General features: G+C 42.8%; 22 protein-coding genes and 1 tRNA gene. 3 read left to right on the top strand and 20 right to left on the bottom strand.

The window, feature by feature from the left end; genetic code table 11:
• Positions 1-16: 16 nt before the first annotated feature.
• Genes nuoI through HKX39_RS02445 form a run of 9 tightly spaced genes read right to left on the bottom strand, consistent with a single transcriptional unit; the run spans position 17 to position 8,576 of the window.
• Positions 17-502: an NADH-quinone oxidoreductase subunit NuoI gene (gene nuoI / locus HKX39_RS02485; RefSeq protein WP_171679719.1), complete on the bottom strand. Its 486-nt coding sequence runs from the start codon at positions 500-502 to the stop codon at positions 17-19.
• 11 nt (positions 503-513) lie between these two features.
• Positions 514-1,614 carry an NADH-quinone oxidoreductase subunit NuoH gene (gene nuoH / locus HKX39_RS02480; RefSeq protein ID WP_171679718.1) on the bottom strand — a complete coding sequence of 367 codons (1,101 nt, stop codon included), beginning with the start codon at positions 1,612-1,614 and terminating at the stop codon, positions 514-516.
• 1 nt (position 1,615) lies between these two features.
• Entirely contained in the window at positions 1,616-3,931 is a 2,316-nt protein-coding gene (nuoG, locus tag HKX39_RS02475; RefSeq protein WP_171679717.1) for an NADH-quinone oxidoreductase subunit NuoG, read from the bottom strand.
• A gap of 9 nt (positions 3,932-3,940) precedes the next feature.
• Complete coding sequence (nuoF, locus tag HKX39_RS02470) at positions 3,941-5,299, bottom strand: NADH-quinone oxidoreductase subunit NuoF (RefSeq protein WP_171679716.1); 1,359 nt, start codon at positions 5,297-5,299, stop codon at positions 3,941-3,943.
• A complete protein-coding gene (nuoE, locus tag HKX39_RS02465; protein WP_171679715.1) occupies positions 5,296-5,787 on the bottom strand; it encodes an NADH-quinone oxidoreductase subunit NuoE in 492 nt (163 codons plus the stop codon). Before nuoE ends, nuoF begins: the two co-directional genes overlap by 4 nt.
• Positions 5,788-5,816: 29 nt before the next feature.
• Positions 5,817-7,073: an NADH-quinone oxidoreductase subunit D gene (locus HKX39_RS02460; RefSeq protein WP_171679714.1), complete on the bottom strand. Its 1,257-nt coding sequence runs from the start codon at positions 7,071-7,073 to the stop codon at positions 5,817-5,819.
• Between the two features lie 2 nt (positions 7,074-7,075).
• A complete protein-coding gene (locus HKX39_RS02455; protein WP_171679713.1) occupies positions 7,076-7,684 on the bottom strand; it encodes an NADH-quinone oxidoreductase subunit C in 609 nt (202 codons plus the stop codon).
• Between the two features lie 30 nt (positions 7,685-7,714).
• Positions 7,715-8,194, bottom strand: a complete 480-nt coding sequence (locus HKX39_RS02450; RefSeq protein WP_171679712.1) for a NuoB/complex I 20 kDa subunit family protein — start codon at positions 8,192-8,194, stop codon at positions 7,715-7,717.
• Positions 8,195-8,216: 22 nt separating this feature from the next.
• Positions 8,217-8,576 carry an NADH-quinone oxidoreductase subunit A gene (locus HKX39_RS02445; protein WP_171679711.1) on the bottom strand — a complete coding sequence of 120 codons (360 nt, stop codon included), beginning with the start codon at positions 8,574-8,576 and terminating at the stop codon, positions 8,217-8,219.
• Positions 8,577-8,871: 295 nt separating this feature from the next.
• Here HKX39_RS02445 and HKX39_RS02440 point away from each other — a divergent pair, with 295 nt between their 5' ends.
• The 3 genes from HKX39_RS02440 (at position 8,872) to HKX39_RS02430 (ending at position 12,985) form a co-directional block, all read left to right on the top strand.
• Positions 8,872-9,606, top strand: a complete 735-nt coding sequence (locus HKX39_RS02440) for an IclR family transcriptional regulator (RefSeq protein WP_171679710.1) — start codon at positions 8,872-8,874, stop codon at positions 9,604-9,606.
• Positions 9,607-9,677: 71 nt separating this feature from the next.
• Complete coding sequence (locus HKX39_RS02435) at positions 9,678-11,087, top strand: YfcC family protein (protein ID WP_171679709.1); 1,410 nt, start codon at positions 9,678-9,680, stop codon at positions 11,085-11,087.
• A gap of 56 nt (positions 11,088-11,143) precedes the next feature.
• The gene (locus tag HKX39_RS02430; RefSeq protein WP_171679708.1) at positions 11,144-12,985 is read left to right on the top strand and encodes a CocE/NonD family hydrolase; all 1,842 of its coding nucleotides are present in this window, start codon (positions 11,144-11,146) and stop codon (positions 12,983-12,985) included.
• Between the two features lie 333 nt (positions 12,986-13,318).
• Here HKX39_RS02430 and HKX39_RS02425 read toward each other — a convergent pair.
• From HKX39_RS02425 to HKX39_RS02375, 11 genes are all read right to left on the bottom strand, one after another.
• Positions 13,319-13,403, bottom strand: a tRNA-Leu gene (locus HKX39_RS02425).
• A gap of 43 nt (positions 13,404-13,446) precedes the next feature.
• The gene (gene secG / locus HKX39_RS02420) at positions 13,447-13,914 is read right to left on the bottom strand and encodes a preprotein translocase subunit SecG (protein ID WP_171679707.1); all 468 of its coding nucleotides are present in this window, start codon (positions 13,912-13,914) and stop codon (positions 13,447-13,449) included.
• Between the two features lie 20 nt (positions 13,915-13,934).
• Complete coding sequence (tpiA, locus tag HKX39_RS02415) at positions 13,935-14,681, bottom strand: triose-phosphate isomerase (protein ID WP_171679706.1); 747 nt, start codon at positions 14,679-14,681, stop codon at positions 13,935-13,937.
• Between the two features lie 102 nt (positions 14,682-14,783).
• Positions 14,784-15,314, bottom strand: coding sequence for a GNAT family N-acetyltransferase (locus HKX39_RS02410; RefSeq protein ID WP_171679705.1), 531 nt, complete (start codon positions 15,312-15,314; stop codon positions 14,784-14,786).
• Positions 15,315-15,316: 2 nt separating this feature from the next.
• On the bottom strand, positions 15,317-16,294 hold the full coding sequence (locus HKX39_RS02405; protein ID WP_171679704.1) for an NAD(P)H-quinone oxidoreductase: 978 nt from the start codon (positions 16,292-16,294) through the stop codon (positions 15,317-15,319).
• Positions 16,281-16,490, bottom strand: a complete 210-nt coding sequence (locus tag HKX39_RS02400; RefSeq protein WP_171679703.1) for an oxidoreductase-like domain-containing protein — start codon at positions 16,488-16,490, stop codon at positions 16,281-16,283. Before HKX39_RS02400 ends, HKX39_RS02405 begins: the two co-directional genes overlap by 14 nt.
• Positions 16,490-16,714: an RNA-binding S4 domain-containing protein gene (locus tag HKX39_RS02395; protein WP_171679702.1), complete on the bottom strand. Its 225-nt coding sequence runs from the start codon at positions 16,712-16,714 to the stop codon at positions 16,490-16,492. The genes HKX39_RS02400 and HKX39_RS02395 overlap by 1 nt, the downstream gene beginning before the upstream one ends.
• 468 nt (positions 16,715-17,182) lie before the next feature.
• A complete protein-coding gene (locus HKX39_RS02390; RefSeq protein WP_171679701.1) occupies positions 17,183-18,154 on the bottom strand; it encodes a peptide ABC transporter ATP-binding protein in 972 nt (323 codons plus the stop codon).
• The gene (locus HKX39_RS02385; RefSeq protein ID WP_171679700.1) at positions 18,147-19,127 is read right to left on the bottom strand and encodes an ABC transporter ATP-binding protein; all 981 of its coding nucleotides are present in this window, start codon (positions 19,125-19,127) and stop codon (positions 18,147-18,149) included. The genes HKX39_RS02390 and HKX39_RS02385 overlap by 8 nt, the downstream gene beginning before the upstream one ends.
• 10 nt (positions 19,128-19,137) lie before the next feature.
• Positions 19,138-20,049, bottom strand: a complete 912-nt coding sequence (locus tag HKX39_RS02380) for an ABC transporter permease subunit (protein ID WP_216605017.1) — start codon at positions 20,047-20,049, stop codon at positions 19,138-19,140.
• 9 nt (positions 20,050-20,058) lie between these two features.
• Positions 20,059-21,084, bottom strand: coding sequence for an ABC transporter permease subunit (locus tag HKX39_RS02375; protein ID WP_171679698.1), 1,026 nt, complete (start codon positions 21,082-21,084; stop codon positions 20,059-20,061).
• Between the last annotated feature and the right edge of the window lie 106 nt (positions 21,085-21,190).

Here is a 21,190-nt window from a genome sequence, read left to right as displayed (position 1 = left end):
TTTTTCCTCACCTGCCTTATCGATAAGGCGCATCAGCTTCACGACGCGCTGCAATTTCAGGCTCATATTTATCACCTACCGCTAATAACATTGGTTTAGTGAAATATAAGTCACCACGTTTTTCTCCGTGGTATTCATGGATATGTGTTTCTACGATAGCGTCCACAGGACAGCTTTCTTCACAGAAACCACAGAAAATACATTTTGTTAAATCAATGTCATAACGTGTAGTACGGCGGCTACCATCTTCACGTTCTGCTGATTCGATACTAATCGCCATCGCAGGACAAATAGCCTCACATAATTTACAAGCGATACAACGTTCTTCGCCATTAGCGTAACGACGTTGTGCATGTAAACCACGGAATCGTGGTGACATTGGTGTTTTTTCGTATGGATAACGCAAGGTAAACTTCGGCTTAAAGAAGTATTTCCCTGTAAGCGCCATACCCTTGATTAATTCACTCAAGAATAGGCTTGCAAAGTGATTCTTAAAACTCATCTTACCTACTCCTAGTTATGGGTCCAAATATTAAATGGTGTCTGCATCCAAATAGCTACAACCACTAACCAAATACCGGTAAGCGGAATAAAGATTTTCCAACCTAAACGCATAATTTGGTCATAACGATAACGTGGGAATGAAGCACGGAACCAAATAAAGAATGACACCACAAAGAATGATTTAATACCTAACCATAACCAGCCCGGAATCATATTAAAAGGTGCAAAATCTAGTGGACTAGACCAACCACCTAAGAACATAATTGAAGCCATAGCAGATAATAAAATCATATTGGCATACTCTGCTAAGAAGAACATCGCAAAGCCCATACCAGAATATTCCACCATGTGACCAGCGACAATCTCAGACTCACCCTCTACCACGTCAAATGGGTGACGGTTGGTCTCTGCAACTGTCGAAATCACATAGATAACAAATAAAGGCAATAAAGGTAACCAGTTCCAAGAAAGGAAAGTTAGACCTTTGTCCGCAAACCAACCTTGCGTCTGACCTGTCACAATACCGTTCATATTTAACGTACCAGAGACAAGCAATACTGTCAGCAATACAAAGCCCATCGCCAACTCATAAGAAATCATTTGTGCTGATGCACGCATCGCTGCAATAAATGGATACTTAGAGTTAGATGCCCAACCTGCCAAAATCACGCCATAAACACCGAGTGATGTTACTGCCATGATAAAGAGCAACCCTGCATTAATATTGGCTAATACCGCTTCTGGTCCAAAAGGAACCACAGCCCAAGCCACTAAGGCGGGGACTAAGGTTAAAATCGGTGCCACGATATACAAAATCTTATTCGATTTTGTGGGTACGATAACTTCCTTCGTAAGTAGCTTTAATACGTCTGCAAATGGTTGAAGAATACCACCGGGACCTACACGGTTAGGACCACGACGGATGTGCATATAACCAATCATACGACGTTCCCATAAAGTCAAGAACGCCACACAGATAATGATGGGTAATGCAATCACCAAAATCTTAACGATAGACCAAATGATGAGCCATGCCGTTTCGCCTAATAACTCAGTCCCCCAAGTATTTAGGGCAGCAACACCATCTGTGAACCAAGACCAAATATCCATTTTAGATACGCTCCACAGTTAATTGGGCATAGGCACTACCTAGCGCCACAGTTTCTTCAAAGCCTTGTGCTAAGCGGATTGTATTGTCTGCTAATTGATTATCTAGCGCAACCACAAACTCACCCTCGCCTGTTGCTGATTTCACTTTGACCTTATCTCCGTCTACTACTTGTAGATTAGACAATGTCGCTGCATTAATACGCACTTTTGGTGTACGACTAATCTCTGTTGCTTGTAGAGATTCTGCGCGACGAACTATCGCATCTGTACGATAAATAGCCACCTCTGCTACACGCTCAAGACCTGTTGATACAGTCGCACGACGTACTTCTTGACCAAGTACAGTCACTTTATTATTTAACTTCGCAGGAATGCCTGAACCAATTACTTCATCACGAACTTGTTCTGAAGATTCTTGTTCAAAACCATTAAAATGTAATACATTACCTAATACACGCAGTACTTTCCAAGCAGGACGTGCTTGACCCTTACTCGGAACAACGCCTTTAAAGCTTTGTACACGACCTTCTGCATTAATAAACGTACCCGATGTTTCAGCAAATGTCGCCACAGGCAACATCACTTTCGCCCAACTTGCTGCTGCTGATTTATACGCAGTAAAGGCAACAGAGAATGCATTCGATAACGTCTTTTCTGCGGTGAAACCATTGTCCATATCAAAGCGGGGTTCTGCATTTAATACCAAGTATGCTTTTAATTGATTCTCTACCATTTGTTTTGCACTCAGGCCAGAACCTTGAGCAACTGCACCCACAATATAAGCACCCACGGTATTCGCACCCGCGGTTAGGAAACCTAATGTCGCACCATACGCATCGGCTAACTCTTGTGCTTTGGCAGCAATCTGACTAGCATCAGGCGCTGCAACCGCCGCATTACCCAAGAATACTGCTGGTTTACTACCACCAACGATTTGTGCCGCTAAGGCTTGTACCGAATCATTTAAGTCTGCCGTAGCACCTGCTTTTTGCGCAGCAACCGCTTTAGCAACTGCTTCTACGGTATTTGCTAATTCAGATGGCGCTACTGTTAGACGCGCAGCTACAGGGAATAAAGGATCTTCACCATAGCTATCAATTAATGTGATACGCGCACCTTTTTTAGCTACTTGACGTAAACGTTGTGCCATCAACGGATGGTCTTTACGTAGGTTAGAACCAATCACCACCACGCCATCTACGCTATCTAGATCATTAATTGACATGCCTAACCAGGCAGCACCTGCTGTTGCACGAGCGAAATTTACATCGGTATTACGTAATAGTGCATCAACATTGTCTGAGCCTAAACCGCTCATCAAGCGTTTTAATAGCGCCAACTCTTCTAAAGTAGAGGTTTCTGAGGCTAAAGCACCGATATATTCCGCCCCGTCATGATGTGCAATCTGACCTAAAGCATCGCCAACCACTTTGAGTGCATCTTGCCAACTCACTTCACGCCATACATTGTTCTCATCACGTACCATTGGTACTGTGAGGCGATCTTCTACATTGAGACCTTCATACGACCAACGATCTTTGTCGCTAATCCAGCACTCATTCACATCATCATTTTCAAAGGGTACAACACGCATCACTTTGTCGCCTTTGACTTGGACAACTAAGTTAGCACCCAAACTATCATGAGGGCTTACCGAACGACGACGAGCTAACTCCCATGTACGTGCCGAATAACGGAACGGTTTAGAAGTCAACGCACCAACCGGACAGATATCAATCATATTGCCAGATAACTCAGACTCAACTGCTTTACCCACAAAAGACGTAATTTCTGAGTGTTCGCCACGGTTCAGCATACCCAATTCCATTTGACCAGCGACTTCCTGGCCAAAACGCACGCAACGTGTACATTGGATACAACGCGACATTTCTTCTGCTGACACCAATGGACCCATTGATTTATGCATCACCACACGTTTTTCTTCTTGGTAACGAGAGCTTGTTTTACCATAGCCCACCGCTAAGTCTTGTAATTGGCACTCACCACCTTGGTCACAGATTGGGCAATCCAATGGGTGATTAATCAATAGAAACTCCATTACCGCTTCTTGTGCAGCTTTGGCTTTTTCTGAACTTGTATGTACAACCATACCTTGTGTCACTGGTGTAGCACAAGCTGGAAGTGCTTTAGGTGCCTTTTCTACTTCCACTAAACACATACGACAGTTAGCTGCAATAGATAACTTCTTGTGATAACAGAAATGAGGCACATAGATACCCAGTTCGTTAGCGGCATGCATAACCATACTGCCATCAGGAACTGATACGGTTTTACCATCAATAGTTAATTCAACCATTATTCTGACCTATTTATATGGAGCCACCACACATTTTTTATTTTCAATGTGGTAAGCGAATTCATCACGGTAATGTTTTAAGAAACCACGTACTGGCATAGCGGCAGCATCACCCAAGGCACAAATAGTGCGCCCCATGATGTTACCTGCAATATTGTCCAACATATCCAAGTCTTCTTGACGACCTTGACCATGCTCAATACGATTAACAACGCGGTATAACCAACCTGTACCCTCGCGACAAGGTGTACATTGTCCACAGCTCTCTTCGTAATAGAAATACGATAAACGTAGTAAAGATTTCACCATACAACGTGTATCATTCATCACAATAACAGCACCAGAACCCAACATCGATCCCGCTTTTGAGATTGAGTCATAGTCCATGGTGAGATCCATCATGATATTGCCTGGAATCACTGGTGCACTCGAACCACCAGGAATAACGGCTTTTAACTTGCTACCATCACGCATACCACCCGCCAACTCCAATAAAGTTGAAAACGGCGTACCTAATGGAATCTCATACGTCCCCGGACGCTCTACATCCCCCGAAATTGAGAATAATTTTGTACCACCATTATTAGGAATACCGACATCCGCATACGCTTGTCCGCCATTGCGGATAATCCAAGGAACTGCAGCAAATGTCTCGGTATTATTAATCGTGGTTGGCTTACCATAAAGACCAAAGCTTGCAGGGAACGGCGGCTTGAAGCGTGGCTGACCTTTTTTACCTTCGAGGGACTCTAAAAGACCCGTCTCTTCACCACAAATATACGCACCATAACCATGGTGAGCATTTAACTGGAAGCTAAAATCAGTACCGAGGATATTATCACCCAAGAAACCCGCTGCTCGCGCTTCTGATAATGCCTCTTCAAAACGCTGATAAATTTCAAAAATTTCACCGTGAATATAGTTATAGCCAGCGCTCACGCCCATCGCATAACCCGCAATAATCATGCCTTCAATGACTGCATGAGGATTAAAACGCAAGATATCACGATCTTTAAAAGTACCCGGTTCACCCTCGTCTGAGTTACAAACGATATATTTTTGACCAGGGAAAGAACGTGGCATAAAACTCCACTTTAATCCTGTGGGGAAGCCTGCACCACCACGACCACGTAAACCAGATGCCTTGACCTCAGCAATCACAGCTTCCTGTGTCATGCCTGTCGATAAAATCTTACGTAAAGCCTCGTAACCACCACGTTTGATATAGTCCTCAATATGCCAATTATCGCCATTTAAATCCGCTAAAATTTGCGGTTTAATATGACGACCATGCAAAGCCATGCTTGTCGCTAAATCATTACCTGGATTAGGTACCAAGCCTTGAGAGTATTTACCTAGAAAACTCATGCTTGCCCCTCTTTGCGAATGTCCGCCAACATTTCATCGATACGCTCTTTCGACATGCGTACGCACATATGATGATTATTAACAAGTAAAACTGGTGCATCACCACAAGCACCCATACACTCGCCTTCTTTAAGTGTAATAAGACCATCTGCGGTGGTTTCGTTTACATCAATACCTAATTGTTCTTTTAGGTAGTCTAGTGTTTTTTCGCCATCACGTAATGCACAGGGTAAGTTTGTACATACAGTCACTTTAAAGCGACCCATTGGTTTTAAATCATACATATTGTAGAAAGTCGCTACCTCTTGTACCGCAATAGGTGGCATACCAATGTACTTCGCTATATCATCAATAATCTCCGCAGAGACCCAGCCCTTTTCAGTTTGCGCAATACGCAACGCTGACATGACAGCAGACTGACGTTGGTCAGCAGGATATTTTGCCAACTCTACATCAATCAATTTATAAGCCTGTTCTGAAAGCAACATAGTTATTGTTCCAATTAATAACCACTAAATTAGCGGTCAATTTCACCAAACACGATATCTTGTGTACCAATAATGGTCACTGCATCCGCCAACATATGACCACGAGACATTTCGTCTAGTGATTGCAAATGCACAAACCCCGGCGCACGGATTTTTAAACGATACGGTTTATTCGCACCATCAGATACCATGTAAATACCAAACTCACCCTTTGGATGCTCTACGGCTGAATACACTTCACCCGCAGGAACAGGGTACCCCTCTGTAAAGAGTTTGAAGTGGTGAATTAAGTCTTCCATACCTGTTTTCATATCCACTCGTTTGGGTGGAGCCACCTTGTGATTATCCGTAATAACAGGACCTGGATTATTTTTTAGCCAATGCACACATTGCGCAATGATGCGATTACTTTCACGCATTTCTGCGATACGCACAAGATAGCGGTCGTAACAGTCACCATTAACACCAACCGGTACATTAAACTCCAATCGGTCATAGACTTCGTATGGTTGTTTGCGACGTAAGTCCCACTCAATACCTGAACCACGTAACATCACACCTGAGAAACCTAAGGCTTTAGCACGTTCTGGTTCGACAACACCGATACCTACTAAACGCTGTTTCCAAATACGGTTATCCGTCAACAACGTTTCGTATTCATCAACACATTTAGGGAAACGTTTTGTAAAGTCTTCAATAAAGTCTAACAAAGAGCCTTCGCGATTCGCATTAAGGCGTTTCATCTCACGCACGCTACGGTATTTCGAATCAATCTCGTGTTTAGGCATCGTATCAGGCAAATCACGATATACGCCACCCGGACGATAGTAAGCTGCATGCATACGTGCGCCAGATACCGCCTCATAACAGTCCATTAAATCCTCACGCTCACGGAATGCATATAACATCACTGCCATCGCACCCACGTCAAGCGCATGCGTACCCACACTCATCAAGTGATTAAGAATACGCGTAATCTCATCAAACATCACACGAATATACTGCGCACGCAATGGCACTTCGATACCCATTAGGCGCTCAATTGCCATTACGTAAGCATGCTCATTGCTTAACATAGATACGTAATCCAAACGATCCATATAAGGTAATGCTTGTAAGAAAGTTTTATGCTCTGCTAATTTCTCAGTACCACGGTGTAATAAACCAATATGAGGATCAGCGCGCTGAATCACCTCACCATTTAATTCAAGAATCAAACGTAACACACCATGCGCTGCAGGGTGCTGAGGACCGAAGTTAAGGGTATAGCTTTTAATATCTGACATAATTAACGCCCCGCTCCATAGCCTTCTTCACGAATAACGCGCGGAGTAATCTCTCGAGGCTCGATAGTAACTGGTTGATAAACAACGCGCTGAGTTTCTTCGTCATAGCGCATTTCAACATAACCCGATAAGGGGAAGTCTTTACGGAAAGGATGCCCAATAAAGCCATAATCGGTGAGGATACGACGTAAATCTGGATGCCCTTCAAAGATAATACCAAACATATCAAAAGCTTCTCGCTCGAACCAACCTAAACTTGGCCATACCTCAAATAATGTTGGCAATATAGGCATATCGTCATTTTGCGCAAACGTACGCACACGTAAACGCCAGTTATGTTTAACCGACAATAGATGAACTACTGCAGCAAAGCGCCCCGAAAAAGGCACTTTAGGACCATTACCTGGTAAGCCATAAGTGGAATAGTCCACACCTGCCAAATCAACCGCGACATCAAACGCCAGCAGCGGATCATCGCGTAAACTAGTACAGACTTTTACCCACTGTTCGGCAGGAATTTCTAAGGTGATTTCACCACACTGCTCAACCATAGGGAATGTGTCCCCTAGGCGCTCAAGCAGATTTTTTTTAAGAGTTTCTAAACGCGTCATATTGATACCGTATAAGTAAGCCCTCTAATACTATGCTTCTCGAGCAATTGTATTAGTACGACGAATTTTATTTTGCAATTGCAACAAACCATAAACCAGCGCTTCCGCTGTCGGCGGACAGCCCGGCACATAAATATCAACTGGCACAACGCGATCACAGCCACGAACAACCGAATAAGAGTAGTGATAATAACCACCACCATTAGCACAGGAACCCATTGAAACCACCCAACGAGGCTCTGCCATCTGATCATAAACCTTGCGCAATGCAGGCGCCATCTTATTGCACAATGTCCCAGCTACAATCATCACATCTGACTGACGTGGACTAGGACGGAAAATAATACCAAATTGGTCCAAGTCATAACGTGCCGCACCTGCATGCATCATCTCAACTGCACAACAGGCCAAACCAAACGTCATCGGCCACATAGAACCAGTCTTAACCCAGTTCATCACGGCATCCGTGCTAGTGACGAGAAAACCTTTGTTACTTAATTGTTCTTCCATAATTTGCTTCACTTAGAAAAGATTAATCCCAGTCCAACGCACCTTTTTTCCACTCGTAAATAAAACCAGCAGTCAAAATCACAAGGAATAACATCGCCGTCGCAAAGCCAACGATACCGACATGACCATTAGCAATTGCCCATGGAAATAAAAATGCCAATTCCAAATCAAAAAGGATAAAAAGAATAGCCACTAGGTAGTAACGCACATCAAAACGCATACGTGCGTCTTCGAAAGCTTCAAAACCGCACTCATAAGGAGAATCCTTTTCGCCACCTGGTTTGCGAGGACCTAAGAACGACCCTGCAAACAATAAAAAACAGCCTAACCCTGTGGCCACAAGGATAAACAGTAACACTGGTAAATATTCAGCAACATTCATGTTTAGCGCCGCCTAAAATTTAAGGGATAAAGATAAAGTTTAAACTTGTAGATTGTACCACTTTAGCTAAGAAATTTTGAAATTCCTAAAAAATAATTTCGATAAATTTCAGTTTTTTATTTTATTCTGTTACAAAACATGTAGCAATAATACAATTTTTTTCATTTGCCATCTGACGACACCTAGTATTTACCCTAGGATTCTCAAAAAAATATTTCTATTTCTTTACATTCTTTATTAAAATAGACTTAATCGGTTTATTAAATAAACTATCGGTTTAATAGGAAAACCAAACATGACAACTAAAATTGACAGCCTATCTCAAGCACTTCATTTACTACAAGTCGTCGCAGATAATCCTTGCACTGGCTTAAGTGAACTATCGCGTCTTAGCGGACTCAATAAATCACGTGCTTACCGTATGCTCTGTACCTTGGCCGAACATCATTTTGTCATTCAAAATGACGATAGCTCATACCAATTAGGCCATCAATTGCTGACACTAGGTCATATCGCAAAATCACAATCCAATTGGCTCAATATTGCCGAGTCCATTATTGAACCTCTTGTTACCGAGTTTAATGAAAATCTACAAATCCGCATTCGAGAAAACTTAGAAATTGTTCAGGTGTGGCGTCGCGTTTCTTCACAACCATTACAAGTACGTAGCGAGGCAGGCAATCGTCGCCCTTTGGGCGCTGGTGCTGCAGGAAAAATTCTTTTAGCGTTTGCATCAGCATCTACGCAAGATAAGTTCTTTAGCAACCTCTCAGCAGAGCAAACGCTACTCCTACAAGACAAAATACAGCAAATTCAACACCAGGGTTTCTACGTATCTAATGGCGACTTAACTGAGGGAGTCTGCGCTGTCGCCATTCCTCTCTACGACGCACAAAAACAATGCATTGCCTGTTTAAGCTTAAGCGCCCCCATTAGTCGTATGCCACAGGAGCGAATCCAACTTATTCTCAATCGTCTTGTAGCCGCTAGAGACACTCTTTTTATACGTCTTGGTGGGATACCTATTTAATCTATATCACAAATCATTTACCCCAAACTTTTTATCTATCTTATAAATCAATCTTTACTCAGGAGAGTATCATGGCAGAAGCCACAGCAGAAAAGAAAAAAAGCTCGTTGAATAATCCCGTGATTATTATGCTACTCATCGTAATCATTGCGACACTTCTAACGTTCTTTCTTCCATCCGGTCAATATCAACGTGATGGCAAACTCGTTGTTCCCGGTAGTTATGCTCAAATTGAAAAACCTATTGAAGCTGCCAATATCGTTGCCTCTGGTCTTGTAGAAACACCAAAAGGTCAAGCTGCACCTGCTGGTATCGCCGATATGCTACAAGCCGTACCTGAAGGTATTGCTAAACAAAGCGGACTCATTTTTATGGTACTTTTTATCGGCGGGATGTTTGGTATCTTGAATAAAAGCGGTGCGATTGAAGCAGGCCTAGAACGAGCACTCGGACTCACCAAAGGAAATATTTATATCCTCATTCCCGTATTGATGTTAATTTTCTCAGCTGGCAGTACCTTCATGGGGTTAGCCAAAGAATATCTTTTAGTTATCCCTATGGTAATCGCCCTAACTACCCGTTTAGGTTTTAGCTCCATTCTAGGCTTAGCGATTGTTACTTTAGCTGTGAAAGTCGGTTATCTTGCTTCTATTACTAATCCCTATGCACTTTCAGTCGCTCAACCACTATTAGGTCTACCTGTGTTCAGTGGTTTAAGTATGCGCGTTGCCACTTACTTCGTCATGATGGGGCTATGTATCGCCTTCCTTATGTGGCGCGTACGTCAAGAAATTGCGAATGGCGTATCAACACAAAAAATTGAATTCGATAGCAAACCACTTTCTGGTCAACACTTTGCGATGATTTTGGTTCTCGTGGCTGGTATTATCTTCCTGGTTTACGCTTCTCACACTTGGAAATGGAAAAGCAGCTCGCTCTCTGCTTACTATATGTTCTTAAGCATTGTATTTGCAGCTATTGCGCGCTTTAGTCCAGGAGAGGCAGCCGATGCTTTTGTTTCAGGCATGAAAAAAGTATTAATCGCTGCGGTATTAATTGGTCTAGCGACTGCAGTTGCCATTGTACTTGATAAAGGTAAAGTGCTTGATACCATCATTTACTACCTTGTATCTTTAGTAGGTGAGTCTAGCCCTTATGTTGCCACATACAGCATGTTTATCTCTCAACTCATCTTAGACATCGCTATTCCATCAACATCGGGTCAAGCTGCAGTAACTATGCCAATCATGGGACCAGTCGGTCAATTATCGGGAGTATCACCTCAAACCACTATCCTTGCATTCTTAATGGGTAATGGTTTAACGAATGTAATCACACCAACATCAAGTGGTCTATTAATCTTCTTAGCCACAGCACAAATTGGTTGGGGTCAATGGGCTCGCTATGTATGGCCTTTGATTATTTTACTCGCCATTGCTGCTATCATTCTATTAACTGTTGCTGTTAGCATCGGTTACTAATTCATCCCTTATTTGATTTAAAGGGCTACTACCCAAATAGTAGCCCTCTTTAAAATATGACAACAAACACATCATATACATTACTCGCTAATCAAATGGTCAGTATGCGCGATGGTGTACGTCTAGCGACGGATATTTACCTTCCAAACGATGGACAGCAATCTTGGCCCGTTATCATCGAACGAACACCTTATAATAAAAGCGCATTCTCTCGCTCAGAAATCAATCGTGATGGACATAAAATTAGCCGAGAAGAAATGGCTAAAACCTTTTGTCAGCAAGGATTTGTCGTTATTTTCCAAGACTGCCGTGGACGTTATCGTTCAGAAGGTGAGTTTATTAAATACACGCGCGAAGGCGAAGATGGTTTTGATACATATGCTTGGATTTTAGCGCAACCTTGGTGCAACGGTAGTATTGGTAGCATGGGCTTATCCTATGCTGCACATACGCAAATGGCAGTTGCCTGCCTAAATCCTCCAGGCTTAAAAACTATGGTTTTAGACTCTGGTGGTTTTCACAATGCTTTCCGTTGCGGCGCTCGTCAAGGCGGTGCTTTTGAATTAAAGCAAGCCACATGGGCTTTTAAACAAGCTGCTCTCAGTCCTTTAGCAAAAGAAAATCCTCAGATTAAAACCGCCCTATCCGAAGAAAATATTCGTGATTGGTTTGCAAAAATGCCTTGGCAACCAGGCCATTCTCCTTTACGCCATCACCCCGAATATGAAAACTATTTATTCGAACAATGGCAAGAAGGGTTCTTTACCGATTATTGGAAACAACTCGGCATTTATGCTGAAGGATATTACGCTACCCTACCTGATATTCCCGTATTATTCATGTCGAGTTGGTATGACGCTTATGTGCCAACAACTCTATCAAACTTTAACGCTTTTAGAGCAGAAGGTCGTCAAGCACCACAACGCCTAATTATGGGACCATGGTTGCATGGTGATCGTAATATTACGTATAGTGGTAATGCTGAGTTTGGTGATGAGGCCGCTTTTGATCAACACATTGATAAAGACTGGTTATCTTGTCGCTTAGAATGGTTCAATACACATCTTAAATCCAACACCCCAGCCGATACACCCAAAGGTACTGTATCACTCTTTATCATGGGCGGGGGAAGTGGCAAACGCAACGAAGATGGCCGTATTGAACATGGTGGTCATTGGGTACATGGTGATAGCTGGCCATTAGCTGACACATCCACCCAACAATGGTTCTTGCAACACGATATGTCATTAAGTCGCAAGTCAGCAAAAGAAGCCACCCTATGTTTCCAATCTGATCCTCGTCACCCCGTTCCGACAATTGGCGGTTCAGTTACATCAGGACTTCCTGTTTTTGCTGGTGGTGCTTTTGATCAACGTGAGTCTCCCGATTTCTTTGGTACGGATGGCACTAATATGCCTCTTGCCGCTCGCGCAGACATTCTAGTTTTCCAAACGGAACCTCTTCAAGAAGATCTAGTCGTTGCTGGTAAAGTAAAAATTAAGCTATGGGTAGATAGTGATGCTCCTGATACTGACTTCACCGCAAAACTTGTCGATGTTTACCCGCCCAGTGATGACTATCCACAAGGCTATGCGATGAACATCACCGACGGTATTTTCAGAGCACGTTATCGTGAGAGTTGGACAGAAGCCAAGTGGTTAGAAAAAGGCAAAGTCGTCGAAATTACGATTGAACCTTTTGAGACATGCAATACCTTCAAAGCAGGACATCGCTTACGCCTAGATATTGCTGGCAGTAACTTCCCTCACTTTGATTGCAATCCCAATAGTGGTGAACCAGAAGGACAAGCACGCAAAAAACAAATTGCGACCAATAATGTCCATGTCGGTGGTATTCACGCATCAGTATTAGAAATTGATGTATTGCCAAATGTATAATTAAGTACTATTCCGTGCTTAAAAACAAAAGACCAGCCCATAAAACAAATGTGGCTGGTCTTTTTATTGCTTGCGTTACCCCATCCACCAGAGGAATTGATGTCGCCCCTTCAAAAGGTGGGATCGTACTCGAAGAAGCGCTTAGAAGATATCAAGCGGTGGCAGCAGATGCTGACCGACTAGTGGAAAGATTAAGGGTATCTCAGGGATGGGGAAATGTTGTGTTAGAATCCCAAGTTCAGGACTGAATAAATACATACTTCCCTCAAAATTCCCTTTTCTATAAAGGGAATTTTTATTTCTATGATTTTTAAGGGATTTTAAGGATTTTGATGGTGCTCACGGCGAGACTCGAACTCGCACAGCTCTCGCCACTACCCCCTCAAGATAGCGTGTCTACCAATTCCACCACGTGAGCAAAAAAAGAATTATAGCTTACCTTTTAAAAAAAGTATAGTGAATTATTGTGCCGCAGGTTTTGTTTCTGCTGCAGGAGTCGTAGGCGTTGCATCAACAGCAGGCGCTGGTTCTACCGCAGGTGTTGTCGGCGCAACAACAGGCGCACTTGGAACCGAAGCATCAGCTGCCGGTGCCGTACTTGTTGTCGGCGCTGTTGCTGGCGCAGTAGGTACTGGCGCAAAGCCCTCCATCACACTACCACTCTCAGTTGGTGCTGCCTGACGATACGCATCTGCACCTACAAATGCAAGACCTAATGTACACGCAAAAAATACAATCGCAGCCCATTTTGTCATGCGAGAAAAGAAATTCGCTGAACCCGCAGAACCAAATAAACTACCCGCAGAGCCCCCACCAAAAGATGAACCCATATCAGCACCTTTACCTTGTTGTAAAAGCACCAAACCAATGATTGTCAATGCAGAAATAACTTGCAAAGCAATCAATAAAGGAAATAAATACGCCGACATAAAAACTCCGAATAAAAATATTAAGCAGCGGCAATCGCTAAAAACTCTTCTGCATTTAATGCAGCACCACCCACCAACGCCCCATCAATATCAGGCATTGCAAATAGACTTTTTGCATTATTCGCTTTTACACTACCGCCATATAAAATCTGTACATGACCCACACCAGCTGCCGTCAATTGCCCACGAATAAAAGCATGAACCTCTTGCGCTTGCTCTGGCGTTGCTGTCAAACCTGTGCCAATCGCCCATACAGGCTCATAAGCAATCACCAATTTTGCCAAAACAGCACTTCCTAAAGCAAGTACTGGTTTCAATTGCTCATCAATAATCGCTAAAGTACGCCCAGCCTCACGCTCAGATAATGACTCGCCCACACAAACCACAGGCGTTAGACCGTTAGTCATCGCTACCTTTGCTTTTTCAGCTACAACTTCACTAGACTCACCATGATAAGCTCGACGCTCTGAGTGACCTACAATCACCCATTGGCAAGCAAAGTCTTTAAGCATACTAGCAGAGACTTCTCCTGTATAAGCACCAGAAGTTGCAACACTCACATCCTGTGCACCCAGCTCAACGGAAGAATCTACCAATGACTGAGCCGCCTGAGCAAGATAAGGAAATGGTGGACAGACAACAATTTGACCTTTTTGATAAATAGATGGTTCCGCCTGTACTGTACGGACAATAGTCGACAATAAGGCTTGATTTGCTTGCAAATCGCCATTCATCTTCCAATTACCCATTACTAAACGTGTGCGCATAAATTTATCGCCCTTGTAGCCAATTAAAATTTAACCAACTATTATAAAATGAATATACGAAATTTGTCATTAGATTTGATTATGTTGGTATTTTTAAACAACTTATATGGAGAATAAAGTCTTTGACATTAACTTAGCATCAGAACCATAACTTTGCAGCACCTCCGCTAACTCTAAGACACTCGCGTCTACGATACTAAACCCTTCTTTTTCCCAAATAGGCACAGAATTTTGGACTGCAATTAATATCGCTTGTCGAAAATGCGCTTGTTGAGCATGTGCCAATACTTTATCGAGTAAACGACGCTTTAATCCTAGCCCCCTTGCGTGTGGAACAATAGCCATATCATGTAAATACAGCATATCCGCTCCGTCTGGCTGCTGATAGTTTTCCATATTTAAGCAAGGAATATAGGGTGTTTTAACAGGCACGCTCATAAGATAAGCCAATAACTGACCTTGATTCTCAGCCACCCAACAAAGCCCTTTAGCCCCATTTATTTTGGATAGAAAGGCTATTTCATTTTCATGAAAGGCTTCACTATAACACTGCTTTTGTAAAGCACAAATCGCCGCCACATCCCCCTCTTGAGCAGGACGAATAGTCAGCGATTGTTGAACATCACCTTGCATAGTTAAAACGTTAAAACAATCTTACCGATTTGCTCACCCGCGTCCATCATCGCATGGGCTTTTTGTACTTCCTCAAACGGAAATTGTGCATACACCACAGGTTTTAACTTACCTTCAGCGAATAAAGGCCAAACCTTTTGTTCTAAATTACGAGCAATTTCTGTTTTAAACTCTGTCGAACGAGGGCGTAAAGTCGATCCTGTAATCGTCAAACGACGACGCATTAGCATACCGCTATTAATCGTAGCTCTACTACCACCCAACTGAGCAATAATAACTGCTCTACCATCATCAGCTAAAGACTCTAGATTGCGGTTAATATAATCGCCCGCAACCATATCTAAAATCACATCCACGCCCTTGCCATCTGTTAATGCTTTGATTTCTTGAACAAAATCTTGGGTTTTATAATTAATGCCTTTTGTGGCTCCTAACGCCTCTACCGCTGATACACGGTCATCCGAGCCCACCGTCGCAAAAACTTTATGACCAAATGCACGAGCCAACAAAATTGCTGTGGTACCAATACCAGAAGCTCCACCATGAACTAATAATGTTTCATCTCCTTTTAAACTGCCTCGATCAAACACATTGGTCCAAACTGTAAAATAAGTTTCTGGTAAAGTCGCTGCCTCTACCAAAGATAAGCCTGTCGGAATAGGTAAACAATTACCAGCTGGAGCGATGCAATACTCTGCATAACCACCACCAGGCGTTAAGGCACATACCTGATCACCAATTTTGAAATCTGTACCACTTACATCGCCTGCTACAATTTCACCCGCTACTTCAAGCCCTGGCAAATCAGAAGCACCTGCTGGTGGAGGATAAGAGCCTTGTCGTTGAAAAACATCAGGACGATTGATGCCAGCTGCTTTTACTTTAATCAGTACTTCCCCTGCTTTGGGAACAGGTATTTCACGCTCCACAATCGTCAATACTTCTGGACCTCCCGGTTGGCTAATTTCAATCGCTCGCATTATCTGTATCTCCATCAAAAAGATTTTTTAATAATTTCACTTGACGATCGTATTCCTCTTTTTCTCTCGCATAAATCGTATAGACGCAAGCATCGCCACAATCACTACCACAGCACTCCCAGCTCTCTGGATATTTGGGTGGTTGTAACTCTTCAGTCATACTGGAAAAAATCGGTTTCTTATCGTCGTCACCCATTATGCACTTACCTGAATAAGTATTCCATCCAGCTCAATTTGCTCATCGGCTCGGATTTTGGCGGTTTTGCGCGTTTCGACTTCGCCATTACGCAAAACATAGCCTTCGTTGATGAGAACCTTCGCTTGGCCACCACTATCCACCACGCCAGTGAGTTTTAATAAATCACATAAGGCGATGAATTCATGGTGTCCTAGGGAAAATTTTACAGTTTGTGTGGACATAGTTGTTCCTTTAATTCAAAGAACTATTGTACACGCGAAAGATAAACACTGTATATAAATCAATCTGCTTACAGGTTTTGTCAGTCGCTTGTCATTAATTGCTAACTTAATCATCAGGTTCGCTACACGTTCCGCGCAGTCGCTCGAACAGAGCCTCGCTGGCGCTCGCCTAACTCACTTTGTGCATCGAAATGTCTCCGCAAACCTTGAGTACTTGGGTAAACATGCTAACAAGCGGTTATGCTCTCCGGCAGACTGGCTTGGATGACAGTGCTAGCTAATGGCAGTCCTCACGAAGAGAACTTGATGTACCGAGCGAGTTTGCAAACGGCGAGCGATAGCGAAGCACTTTGCCTGTCCGAGCGAATACGCAAGTTCTGTAGTGAGGACAATACATAGCAAGAGTGAACTGTCTGCAGTGTGGTCTGTTATCAATACTCAAGTTCTGCTACAAAGACGATTAATCGCTTACACAAACTGCTCAGCCAAGTGACACGCCACTTGACGACCATCCACCTCACGTAATAATGGCTCTTCCTTAGAGCAACGCTCTACTGCATGAGGACAACGTTTATGGAACGAACATCCTGGAGGAGGATTAATAGGTGAAGGCAACTCACCTTTAATCTTAATCGTTTTAAAACGTTTTTCTTCTGGTCGAATAGACGGTGTCGCCGACAATAAAGCTTGTGTATAAGGATGTAAGGGTTTCTCGTAGAGTTTAGATTTTTCACTCAGCTCTACCGCTTTACCCAAATACATGACCAAGACATCATCTGCCACATGCTCTACCACTGCCAAGTTATGCGAAATAAAGACATAAGCTGTTTTTAACTTATCTTGTAAATCCATGAACAAGTTCAATACTTGTGCCTGAATCGATACGTCTAGCGCAGAGGTTGGTTCATCAGCAATGACAATTTCTGGGTTTAAAATCATCGCACGCGCAATAGCAATACGCTGACGCTGACCACCTGAGAACATATGTGGATAACGATAATAATGCTCTGGACGCAAGCCAACGATTTTCATCATTTCATCGACTTTTTGCTTACGTTCAGCAGCACTTAATTTGGTATTAATCACCAGCGGCTCTGATAATTGATCACCAATCTTACGGCGTGGATTTAAAGAACCATAAGGGTTTTGGAATACCATTTGCACTTTACTACGCAAAGATTTAATCTGCGCTTTATCTTTGTGATTAACCTCTACACCACCTAAAAATACTTTACCAGCACTAGGCTCTTCGATTAAGGTCAATTGGCGTGCCAACGTAGATTTACCAGACCCTGACTCACCTACAATTGCTAATGTTTTACCTTCTTCTAACTCAAACGTAATACCGTTTAAGGCTTTTACAGTTGCTTTAGGTTTTAAAAAACCTCTTGATACATCATAGTGACGCGCTAAATCACGCACACTCAATACTTTAGCCATGTGCTTTCTCCAACGCAATTAATGGTTTTAAACAACGTACCGAACGATCTTGATAATGATCTAACTCAATACGCCCCTGACGACAGCTATCCTCAACATAAGGACAACGCGGAGATAATAAGCATCCTTTAGGGCGATCATATTGCCCCGGTACAATGCCTGGTAAAGTTCGCAGCCTTGCCTCACCATGGCTTGATTCTGGAATAGACGATAGTAATGCCTCAGTGTAAGGATGCGCTGGATGATAGAAAATTTCTGGAATCTTACCCAGCTCAATTTCTTGACCTGCATACATCACACAAACCTTATGAGCTACCTCAGTCACCACCGCTAAATCATGCGTAATCATGATTAAAGCCATATTCTTTTCTTTTTGGAGATTGACTAATAAATCCATAATTTGTGCCTGAATCGTCACATCCAATGCAGTTGTTGGTTCATCCGCAATCAGTAATTTAGGCTCACAAGCAATCGCCATCGCAATCGCAACACGCTGACTCATACCGCCTGATAATTGATGAGGATAAGCATTTAAGCGTGACTCTGGCTCTGGAATCTCTACAATCTTCATCAATTCAATAGCCCGTTCGCGAAGTGCTTTACCCTTTAAACCAATATGAAGCTTTAATACTTCTTCAATTTGGAAACCTACCGTAAAGCTCGGATTGAGAGCTGTCATAGGGTCTTGAAAAATCATCGATATATCTTTACCGATAATTTTACGGCGTTCTTTAGGTGAGATATTCAACATATCTTTACCGTCAAACATCAATTTATCTGCGGTGATTTTACCTTGACCAGCTAATAAACCCATCAAAGCCATCATGGTGACAGACTTACCAGAACCAGACTCACCTACAATCCCTAAAATCTCCCCTTTTTCGACCTTGACACTTAAACGATCGACGGCATAGAAAGGCTTTTCTTCTGTACCAAAACGTACGGATAGATTTTCAATTTCTAATAAACTCATTCCATTACCTCTATGCTGCTTGTTTAAGTTTTGGATCAAGCGCGTCACGCAACCCATCACCCATCAAGTTAATCGCTAACACCGTCAATAAAATGGTCAAACCAGGGAATGTCACTACCCACCAAGCACGAGTAATATATTCACGCGCTGTCGCTAGCATCGTACCCCACTCTGGAGCAGGAGGTTGCACGCCTAACCCGAGAAAACCTAAGGCAGCAATATCAAGAATTGCTGATGAAAATCCTAATGTTGCTTGTACAATAATAGGCGCCATACAGTTAGGTAATACTGCTATAAACATCAAACGCCAAATACCAGCCCCCGATACACGCGAAGCCACCACATAGTCCTTGCTCAACTCCGTCATCACTGAACCGCGTACCAGACGAATATACGCAGGCAAGCCCACCACAGCAATCGCAATCATCGCATTGAGAATACCAGGACCTAAAATCGCCATAATCGCAATCGCCAATAATACTGACGGTAATGCCATCATAATATCTGCAAAACGCATAATAACTTGACCTAAGAATTTAGGATAAAAACCTGCCAGTAAACCTAAAATAATCCCTGGGATTAAAGTCAAAATAACAGCACTAATACCAATAAATAACGATAAGCGCCCACCATGAATGATTCTCGATAAAATATCGCGACCCGCTTCATCTGTGCCGAGAATAAATTGCATAGAACCACCCTCTTGCCAAGCCGGTGGTTGCAACATATGTTCACGGTATTGCTCAATTGGGCTATGCGGGGCAAGATATGGCGCAAAAATCGCTGCCAGTACCATAACCGATAAAAAGACCAAACCAATAACCGCACCCTTATTACGCATAAAGTGGGTAATAAACTCTTTGAGTGGTGAGGGGTAACTTACCACAACGGTATTTTCTGTTGGTGTAACCACGTTTGTCATCATACTTCCTTAACGAGAGTGGCGAATACGTGGATTCACAATACCGTAAACCACATCAACCAATAAATTGACAATAATAATCATAGCTGCAATGAGCAATAAACCATTTTGAACCACAGGATAATCACGACGGAAAATCGAGTCTACCAACCACTTACCAATACCAGGCCAAGAAAAAATTGTCTCCGTGAGTACAGCACCCCCCACTAAGCTACCGATTTGCAAACCAATCACCGTCACCACCGCAATCAAAGCATTACGTAATGTGTGTACGAAAATCACGCGACGTGGAGATAAACCTTTAGCACGTGCAGTACGCACATAGTCCTCACCCATTACTTCTAACATAGAGGAACGCGTCATACGAGAAATCACTGCCAATGGGATAGTCCCCAATACAATAGTCGGTAGAATCAAGTGATGAATCGCATCTAAAAACGCTCCTTTATTGAAATCATCTGCTGCCTCTGCCATCCAAGCATCAATCAGCATAAAGCCTGTATGAGGTTCAATATCATATAAAAGACTAATTCGCCCTGAAACTGGTGTCCATCCCAACATATTTGAGAATAGCATAATAAGCATCAAACCCCACCAGAAAATTGGCATCGAATAACCCGTCAGTGATAATCCCATTACACCATGATCAAAAACAGAGCCACGCTTAACTGCTGCCAACACTCCAAGCAAAATACCAAAGAAAGTGCCAAACAATAGGGCTGAAACACCTAACTCTAATGTCGCAGGAAATAAGGAAATAAACTCATCCCAAACATTACGACTCGTCACGAAAGATTTACCCAAATCCCCCGAGAGTAAGTTCCCCAGATAGTTAAAATACTGTACATATAAAGGCTGATCCAAGCCTAATCTTGCCATCATACTTGCATAAACTGCTGGGTCATTGGAACGCTCACCCAACATAATCAAGACCGGGTCACCCGGAATGGCATGAATTAATAAAAATGTCAGCAAGGTAATACCAAAAAAGGTCGGTATTAACACAAGAATTCGTTTAAGCAGAAATAGAAACATATTATTATCCCGTCTGCACGGCTTAAAGTTGAGAAAAAAACTCAACTATTAGACAAAACAACAAAAGAGTGACACCTGATGATGTCACTCTTTCAAGGTTACTCAA

The sequence above is a fragment of the Pelistega suis genome (assembly GCF_013133795.1).
GTDB lineage: Bacteria > Pseudomonadota > Gammaproteobacteria > Burkholderiales > Burkholderiaceae_B > Taylorella > Taylorella suis.
Note: the sequence above shows the minus strand (reverse complement) of the source record. Positions and strands in the feature narration are given on the sequence as shown.